The 2,155-nt window shown below is 74.7% G+C and carries 1 protein-coding gene and 2 pseudogenes; 2 read left to right on the plus strand and 1 reads right to left on the minus strand.

The features are described from left to right. Both E1300_RS49190 and E1300_RS49195 read left to right on the plus strand, forming a co-directional pair. Positions 1–454 (plus strand): annotated as a pseudogene (locus tag E1300_RS49190) (ornithine cyclodeaminase family protein); the annotation flags it as partial. Positions 455–747: 293 nt separating this feature from the next. Continuing rightward, positions 748–1,272: pseudogene (locus E1300_RS49195) on the plus strand (response regulator transcription factor); the annotation flags it as partial. Here the strand turns inward: E1300_RS49195 and E1300_RS54445 are convergent. Next, positions 1,204–2,155 (minus strand): ATP-binding cassette domain-containing protein (locus tag E1300_RS54445; protein ID WP_503104954.1); only part of this gene is annotated, 952 nt, incomplete at its 5' end. The pseudogene E1300_RS49195 and the gene E1300_RS54445 overlap by 69 nt on opposite strands.

The following is a 2,155-nucleotide window of genomic DNA, read 5'->3' on the forward strand; positions in this document are numbered from 1 at the left end:
CGGCGCCCGGCTCGGCGCCGTCGGCGCGGTCGCGGCCGATCCGCGGGCCGCCGCCCGGGACGCGCGGATCGTCGTCACCGCGACATGGTCGCGACGGCCGCTCCTGGCCGCCGCGGACATCGCGCCCGGCGCGCACGTCACCTCGCTCGGCGCGGACGAGCCCGGCAAGGCCGAGCTCGGCGCCGACCTGCTGGAGCGTTCCCGCGTCGTCGTCGACGACGTGGTCCTCGCGGAGGAGATGGGCGTGCTCGCCGGGACCGGGCCAAGCGCCGCGCACGCCGCCGGAACGCTGCGCGACCTGCTGCGGGGCGACATTCCGGGACGGGTCCGCGACGGCGAGGTCACCGTCTACGCCCCGGTCGGGCTGCCCTGGCAGGACCTCGCGCTGAGCTGGACGGCCTACGAGGCGGCGCGGGCCGCCGGAATCGGCCGCGAGTTCGATTTCCTTGCCTGAGTTGCCCTGTTCTGCTCCAAACCTGGGAACAGATTCGCGCCGCCCGAAATCCGTAGCGCAGCGAAATTACCGAGAATCTATCCTTTCTTTACGCTGACACGGCGATTACTGTTGACTCCACTGTGTAGGGACCTGTCCGCTGACTGCTGCCGTCAAGGTGATCCGATGGATCAGGAACGCCGCCCGACCCGTGCCCGCGGGCCGGCGTCGCGATCGCCGCCCACCGCCCCCGCCCCGAATACGATTCTGTAATTCTTCGGGCCACGTGGGTGGCTGGCCTAGGGGAACGGGAAATGATCCGACTGCTTCTCGCGGAGAAGGCGCCCCTTCTCCGCGGTGGTCTCGTCGCTTTGTTCACGGAGCTGGACGATCTTCACGTCGTCGCGGAGGTCTCGTCCGGGGAGCAGGTGCTGGGTACCGCGCTCTCCCGGCGTCCCGACGTCGCGCTGATCGATATCGGCCTGCCCGGCCTGGACGGCTTCGCCGCGGCGCACGCGCTGCGCCGCGAGCTGCCGGAGTGCCGCACGGTGCTGATGACGGGCAAGGTCAGGAAGGGGGACCTGCGGCGCGCGGCGGCGGTGCGCGCGGCGGGCCTGGTACTGAAGGACACCTCGCCCAGCGAGCTGGTGGACGCCATCCGCCGGGTCGCCACGGGCGCGCGGGTCGTCGATCCGGACCTCGCGTTCAGCGAGCTCGGGGGGGCCGAGAGCCCGCTGACCGAGCGCGAGATCGAGGTGCTCTCGCTCGCGTCAGGAGGCGCGTCCGCCGCGCAGATCGCCGAGGACCTCGTCCTCACGATCGGGACGGTCCGCAACCACCTGTCCCGCATCAACCGCAAGATCGGCGCCCGGAACCGGGTGCACGCCATCCGCATCGCGGAGGACGCCGGATGGCTGTGACCCACCGGTCGCCCGCGGGCCGGCGGGGGACGGGGCCGCCGCGGCCCCGTCCCCCGCCTCCCAGTGCCCGGCGAGGTCCCGGTAGAGCGGCGACACCGCGGGCAGGTCCGCGTGCCGGCCGAGCCGGGCGCGCGTCCCGTCCAGCACCAGGACGCGCCGGGCCCGCGCCGCCGAGGCGACGCGGTGCGCGATGACGATGAGCGTGCCCGGGCGGCGGGCGAACGCCTCCTCCGCCCGGGCCTCCGCGGCCGCGTCCAGCCGGTACGCGGCCTCGTCGAGGACGACGACCGGCGCCGGCGCCAGGTAGGCCCGGCACAGCGCGAGGAGCTGCCGCTCCCCCTCGGTCAGCGCGGCCGGGTCGACGTGCCCGCCGTAGCCGCCGAGGCCCTGGACGAGCCGCGTCGCGCCGACCTCGTCCACGGCCCGGTCCACGTCCGCGTCGGAGGCGTCCGGCGCGTAGTAGGTGAGGTTCTCGTGGACGCTGCCCGAGAACACGTAAGCCTCCTGGGGGATGAGCACCCGGCGGCGCGGATCGCCCGCTGGCGCCCCCTCCACCAGCACCTCGCCCTCGTCCGGGGCGAGCACCCCTGCGATGAGGGCCGCGAGGGTGCTCTTCCCGATCCCGCTCGGTCCGACGACCGCCAGGTGGTCGCCGCGCGGGACGATCAGGTCCAGCCCGCTGATCACGGCACGGGCCCGGTCCCCGTACGCGAACGTGACCCCGCGCAGCTCCACCGCGGGCGCGTCCGCGCCGCCGTCCGGCGCCGCCGCGGGCCGCTCGGCGAGCTCGCCGGCGGGCGCG

Source organism: Actinomadura fibrosa (genome assembly GCF_900659615.1).
Taxonomy (GTDB): domain Bacteria; phylum Actinomycetota; class Actinomycetes; order Streptosporangiales; family Streptosporangiaceae; genus Spirillospora; species Spirillospora fibrosa.